General features: G+C 72.5%; 6 protein-coding genes. 3 read left to right on the forward strand and 3 right to left on the reverse strand.

Features of this window, described 5'->3' with window-relative positions; genetic code table 11:
- On the reverse strand, window positions 1-927 hold a 927-nt coding region (locus tag E2E34_RS29965; RefSeq protein WP_138905011.1), incomplete at its 3' end, for a serine/threonine-protein kinase.
- A 107-nt stretch (window positions 928-1,034) separates the two neighbouring features.
- Between E2E34_RS29965 and E2E34_RS29970 the strand changes: the two genes are divergently transcribed.
- Entirely contained in the window at window positions 1,035-1,646 is a 612-nt protein-coding gene (locus E2E34_RS29970) for a nucleotidyltransferase family protein (RefSeq protein ID WP_138905012.1), read from the forward strand.
- Window positions 1,647-1,863: 217 nt separating this feature from the next.
- The gene (gene aceB, locus E2E34_RS29975) at window positions 1,864-3,483 is read left to right on the forward strand and encodes a malate synthase A (protein ID WP_138905013.1); all 1,620 of its coding nucleotides are present in this window, start codon (window positions 1,864-1,866) and stop codon (window positions 3,481-3,483) included.
- A gap of 58 nt (window positions 3,484-3,541) precedes the next feature.
- On the opposite strand, the gene E2E34_RS29980 is transcribed toward aceB, so the two are convergent.
- A complete protein-coding gene (locus tag E2E34_RS29980) occupies window positions 3,542-4,765 on the reverse strand; it encodes a PucR family transcriptional regulator (protein WP_138905015.1) in 1,224 nt (407 codons plus the stop codon).
- Window positions 4,766-4,818: 53 nt separating this feature from the next.
- The gene (locus E2E34_RS35705) at window positions 4,819-4,971 is read right to left on the reverse strand and encodes a hypothetical protein (protein WP_167518420.1); all 153 of its coding nucleotides are present in this window, start codon (window positions 4,969-4,971) and stop codon (window positions 4,819-4,821) included.
- A 181-nt stretch (window positions 4,972-5,152) separates the two neighbouring features.
- Between E2E34_RS35705 and pgfA the strand changes: the two genes are divergently transcribed.
- The coding region (pgfA, locus tag E2E34_RS29985; RefSeq protein ID WP_138905014.1) for a cell envelope lipid trafficking protein PgfA at window positions 5,153-6,036 on the forward strand (884 nt) is incomplete at its 3' end.

Raw genomic sequence — 6,036 nt, forward strand, 5'->3', positions numbered from 1 at the left:
CGCGGGGGCGGCCGCGCGTACCGTGATGTCGGCGGCGACCGGGCCCGGCAGCCAGTCCTCGGGGCGGCGCAGCACCGTCTCGGCGCTGGCGGACTGGCACAGGCCGATGACCTCGGCGACCGTGGGCCGGTCCGCCGGGTCCTTGGCGAGGCAGCGGCTGACCAGCTCCATCAGCCGCTCGGGTACGCCGGTGAGGTCGGGCTCCTCGTGGACGATGCGGTAGAGCACCCCGTGCGAGGTGCCCTCACCGAAGGCCGGGGTCCCGGTGGCCGCGTACGCCGCGACCTGGCCGAGGGCGAAGACGTCGGTGGCCGGGGTCACCTTCCTCCCGGCGGCCTGCTCGGGGGCCATGAACGACGGGGTGCCGATGGTGACGCCGGAGCCGGTGAGGGAGGTGGCGTCGGCGGCGTGGGCGATGCCGAAGTCGATGACGCGGGGGCCGTCGGCGGCGAGCAGCACGTTGGAGGGCTTGAGGTCCCGGTGCACGATGCCCGCGCCGTGGATGACGTGCAGGGCCTCGGCCATGCCGGCGATCAGCAGCAGGACGGCGTCGACGGGCAGCGCCCCGTGCGCCACGACGGCGTCGGCGAGCGAGGGACCGGGCACGTACGCGGTGGCCAGCCACGGCTGCGCGCCGTCGGTGTCGGCGTCGATGACGGGCGCGGTGAACAGCCCCTGGACGCGCTGCGCGGACTTCACTTCCTGGGCGAACCGCCGGCGGAACTCGGCGTCCTCGCCGAATTCCGGCCGGATCACCTTGATGGCGACGGGCCGGCCGCCCGGCGTGTACGAGAGGTACACCTTGCCCATGCCGCCCGCCCCGAGCTTGGCGGCCAGCCGGTATCCGGCGATGGTGGCGGGGTCGTCGCCCGCGAGGGGCTGGAAGACCGGGGACGCGCTGTCCCGGCCCGGCTGCTGACCACTCATCAACTCTTGTCTCCCCCGCAGAACACCGATATCGAACGGCACCCTATCCAAGGAGGCCGCTCCTCGGCGCCGATGCCCGGATGAGGTATGCAGGGCCCATGGAGCCCATGGAACGGACAACGGACGAGGCGTCCGCCGGCGTGGCGGGTCTGCTGCTCGCGGCGGGCGCCGGGCGGCGGCTCGGCGGCCGGCCGAAGGCGCTGCTGGAGCACCGGGGGCGGCCCCTGGTCGAGCACGCGGTACGGGTGCTGCGCGAGGGCGGCTGCGGCCCGGTGCACGTGGTGCTGGGCGCGGCGGCCGCCGAGGTGCGCGAGCGCGCCGACCTGCGCGGCTGTGTGGTGGTCGACAACCCGGAGTGGGACGAGGGAATGGGCTCGTCGCTGCGGGCCGGCCTGGCCTCCCTGGCCGGCACGGGGGCCGGGGCGGCGCTCGTCTCCCTGGTCGACCAGCCGGGGATCGGCGCGCGGGCGGTGGGCCGGGTGGTGGCGGCGTACCGCTCGCCGTCGAGCCTGGTGGCGGCGGCGTACGACGGGAAGCGGGGGCACCCGGTGCTCTTCGGCGCCGGGCGGTGGACGGACATCGTGAGGACTGCGACGGGCGACCGGGGGGCACGCGCCTATCTGAAGGAGCACGAGAGCGCGGTCACGCTCGTCGAATGCGGGGACGTGGCCGAGGCGTACGACATCGACACGCCGCAGGACCTGTTCCACTTGGAGTGACCGGGGTGGCACTGAGCGCCAGTTTCTGTCGACCCGGAGAATCTCGACATCAACAGACCGTTGAACTTCCACCATGAGGAAACTACTATCCACACGTCAGAAGCGCCCTGCACCACTCGGCGGCGCCCGCGACCGTACCTCGGAGCCATGGCACTTAGTGCCGTTTCCAGGCGTCCCGGCGGCCGGCAGGCCTCGCCCGCGTAAGGAGTGACAGCTCATGTCCGCACCAGCGCCGTCCCCGCTGGCCATCGTCGATGCCGAGCCCCTGCCGAGGCAGGAAGAGGTCCTGACCGACGCGGCTCTCGCCTTCGTGGCCGAGCTGCACCGGCTGTTCACGCCCCGCCGTGACGAGCTGCTCGCCCGCCGCGCCGAGCGCCGCGCCGAGATCGCCCGCACGTCCACGCTCGACTTCCTCCCGGACACCGCACAGGTCCGCGAGGGCGACTGGAAGGTCGCGCCGGCCCCGGCCGCGCTCAACGACCGCCGCGTGGAGATCACCGGTCCGACCGACCGCAAGATGACCATCAACGCCCTGAACTCGGGCGCCAAGGTCTGGCTCGCCGACTTCGAGGACGCCTCCGCCCCCACCTGGGAGAACGTCGTCCTCGGCCAGCGCAATCTGATCGACGCCTACACCCGCAGCATCGACTTCACCGACCCGAAGTCCGGCAAGACGTACGCCCTCAAGCCGGCCGAGGAGCTGGCGACCGTCGTGATGCGGCCGCGCGGCTGGCACCTGGACGAGCGCCACCTGCGGTTCGACGGCCGCCCCGTGCCCGGCGCCCTCGTCGACTTCGGCCTGTACTTCTTCCACAACGCCAAGCGGCTCATCGAGCTCGGCAAGGGCCCGTACTTCTACCTGCCCAAGACCGAGTCGCACCTCGAGGCGCGGCTGTGGAACGACATCTTCGTCTTCGCGCAGGACTACGTCGGGATCCCGCAGGGCACCGTCCGCGCGACGGTCCTGATCGAGACGATCACGGCGGCGTACGAGATGGAGGAGATCCTCTACGAGCTGCGCGACCACGCGGCGGGCCTGAACGCGGGCCGCTGGGACTACCTCTTCTCGATCGTCAAGAACTTCCGTGACGGCGGCGCGAAGTTCGTCCTGCCGGACCGCAACGCGGTGACGATGACGGCCCCCTTCATGCGGGCGTACACCGAGCTGCTCGTCCGCACGTGCCACAAGCGCGGCGCGCACGCGATCGGCGGCATGGCGGCCTTCATCCCGTCCCGCAAGGACGCCGAGGTCAACAAGGTCGCCTTCGAGAAGGTCAAGGCCGACAAGGACCGCGAGGCCGCCGACGGCTTCGACGGCTCCTGGGTCGCGCACCCGGACCTGGTCCCGATCGCGATGGCGTCGTTCGACGCGGTCCTGGGCGAGAAGCCGAACCAGAAGGAGCGGCTGCGCGAGGACGTGTCGGTCGCGCCGGGCGACCTGATCGCCATCGACTCGCTGGACGCGGTCCCGACGTACCAGGGCCTCGTCTCGGCCGTCCAGGTCGGGATCCGCTACATCGAGGCGTGGCTGCGGGGCCTGGGCGCGGTCGCGATCTTCAACCTCATGGAGGACGCGGCGACGGCGGAGATCTCCCGCTCGCAGATCTGGCAGTGGATCAACGCGGGCGTCGTCTTCGAGAACGGCCGGAAGGCCACCCCGGAGCTGGCCCGCGAGATCGCCGGGGAGGAACTGGCCGCGATCCGCGCCGAGATCGGCGAGGAGGCGTTCGCCGCCGGCAGGTGGCAGCAGGCGCACGACCTGCTGCTCACCGTCTCGCTCGACGAGGACTACGCGGACTTCCTCACGCTGCCGGCCTACGAGCAGCTGCGCGGCTGACCCGCCCCGCACCCCCTCTCCGCCCCCGGGACCGCACAGCACCGGGGGCGGAGCCGTGTCACCGGATCGGCTCGCTCAGCTCACCGCGCAACCGCTGGGCCCGTAACACCAGTTCGAGCTCGAAGCGCCGGTCCGGGTCGTCGACCTCGTCACCCCACAGCTCGCGGATCTGCCGCATCCGGTAGCGCACGGTCTGCGGGTGCACCCCGAGCCGGGCCGCCACCTCCGGCGCCCCGCCGCGCGTCTCCAGCCACGCCAGCAGCGTCTCCGCGAGCCGCCGCCCCTGGGTGGGGCCGCAGTCGGCGAGCGGGGCGAGACAGCGGCGCGTCAGATCCCCGATGAGCTCCTCGGGCGGCAGCAGCACCAGCGCCTCGGTGTACTCGGTGCAGTGCAGCAGCCGCCCGGACGGCAGCAGTCCCCGTTCCATCAGGCGCACGGCGGCCGCCGCCCAGCGCAGCGACTTCGCGGCCTCGGTCAGCGCGACGGCCGGGCCGAGCGCCCCGGACCAGCCCTTCATCGACCGGCGCAGCAGCTCGGTCCGCCCCGCGAGCGCGGGGTCGGGCACGACCATCAGCGGCTGCTCGCTCTCCATGTCGAGGAGCACGCCCTGCCCCACGACCGGGGCCACGCACTCGCGGGACGGCCGAAGCAGCACCCCGACGGCCACCCGCTCGGGCAGCGGCCAGCCGATCCGCGCGGCGTGCTCGGCGAGCGAACGGGTGCGGACCGGGTCGGCGGGCTCGCCGTACTCGGTGATCAGCGCCTGCGTCAGTTTGCGCTGCAACCGCAGGCGTTCGCCGGCCTGCCGGGCGGCGGCCTCGGCGTATCCGCGCACCGTCTGGTCCACCAGTCCGTCCAGGAAGGCGAATCCGGACTCGGCGAGCTCGTACATGGCGGGCGGCGGGATGCGCACCTGCTGCCCGATCTCGGCGAGCCGCCGCCACGCGAGCCGGACGCCCAGCCGGTACATGGCCTGGAGGGAATCCAGGGAGCGGCCGTGCAGCCCCTCGCCGCGCCCGAACTCCTGGAAGACTTCCAGGTGGACGTGCGGGCGCCCCTTCTCCAGCACCAGGTGCTGCACGAAGTCCTCCAGCGCGCGCCGGATGCCGACGAGGGCGATCAGCTCGCCCGACTCGTCGACGAGCAGCGGCAGCTTGGGGTGCTCGCGGCAGATGCAGTCGAGGATCTCCTGTGCCAGGGAAGGGAGTTCGCGCATGGCCAGGTCGGTGAACTGCCGGACCTGGAGCCGCGGCACGTCTCCCCAGGCCGAGCCCTCGCCCATGCCTCGCTCCCCCTTCACCGCGGCCGTCTCCACTCGGGGTACTCCCACGGCGGTCATTTCCGGGGCGTCGCCGACTCGTAGCTGATCAGCGGCACGTTGGGCTGGTCCGGGGTGGCGTTCAGCAGGGCCACGACGCCGAAGGCGGCGCCCACGGCGAGGGCGGCGGCGGCAACGACGGTCAGCGCTGCGGCGAGGAATCTGGACATGGCGGGTCAGCCTCTCTGACGCTGTGTCCCCACCGGTGTCCCGCCGGCCCCGTCCGGCAAAGGCCCAGTGTCCGCGTCGCATTGACAGTCCGTCAAGAGGACGCCTACGGTTCCCGGCCCATACCCATGCGCACGTATCCGCCGAGCCATCCCCCCGCCGGCCCTCCCTGGAGTCGCCCGTATGCGTCGCACCGCTTCCCCCTTGTCGCTGGCCCTGCTGGGCGCCGGCGTCTTCCTGCTGGTACTCGCTCCGATGCTGGCGTGGTACGTCGAGCCACGCGCGAAACGCACCCCCGTCGACGTGGACGTCACGACGGTCTTCACCGGCCCCGGCAGCTACTTCGACACCACCGAGATCAAGACCGTGAAGAAGGACCTCACGATCACCCGCCAGGTACGCGGCGACGTGGCCGACAGCGAGAGGAGCGGCAGGGCCGTGTGGGACGTGTCGACCTCGGTCGACACCGAGGACACCCTCCCGGCCGCGGACACCCACGACTCGCTCCAGTGGACGCTGGAGCGCTGGGTGACCGACCGGCGCACCAACGAGCCCGTGCACTGCTGCGGCGAGAAGCCGACGTTCGACGGGGAGGCGTACCTGAAGTTCCCCTTCGACGTGCAGAAGCGCTCGTACCGCTGGTGGGACAACACGCTCGGCTCGACCGTCCGCCTCCGCTTCGCAGGTGTGCGCAAGATCCAGGGGTACAAGGGCTACCGCTTCACCGGCGCCGTCGAGCCCGCGCAGACCGGCACCCGGCTCGTTCCCGGGCGGCTCGTCGGGCTGCCGAAGCGCAGCCAGGTGCTCGCCGAGGAGTGGTACGCCAACCACGGCATCGAGCTGGTCGTCGACCGGCGCACGGGCCGCATCGTGAACGCCGCGATCGGCCCGCGCAAGACGCTGCGCGCGCCCGGCGGCAAGCGGGACAAGGTGGTGCTGCTGGACAGCCGGCGCCTGGAGTTCACGCCCCGGACGCAGCGCGCCCAGGTGGCGCTGGCCTCGGCCGACAGCGACCGGCTGGAGCTGGTGGGCGAGACGCTGCCGATGGGCGGCGGCGGGGCCGGGGC

The organism is Streptomyces albidochromogenes (assembly GCF_005981925.1).
Classification (GTDB): Bacteria; Actinomycetota; Actinomycetes; order Streptomycetales; family Streptomycetaceae; genus Streptomyces; species Streptomyces albidochromogenes.

Bases quoted from the DNA above. Each gene is read 5' to 3' on its own strand.
- E2E34_RS29980 (WP_138905015.1), bottom strand. From the start codon at position 4,765: ATGGGCGAGGGCTCGGCCTGGGGAGACGTGCCGCGGCTCCAGGTCCGG.
- E2E34_RS29970 (WP_138905012.1), top strand. From the start codon at position 1,035: ATGGAACGGACAACGGACGAGGCGTCCGCCGGCGTGGCGGGTCTGCTG.
- aceB (WP_138905013.1), top strand. From the start codon at position 1,864: ATGTCCGCACCAGCGCCGTCCCCGCTGGCCATCGTCGATGCCGAGCCC.
- E2E34_RS35705 (WP_167518420.1), bottom strand. From the start codon at position 4,971: ATGTCCAGATTCCTCGCCGCAGCGCTGACCGTCGTTGCCGCCGCCGCC.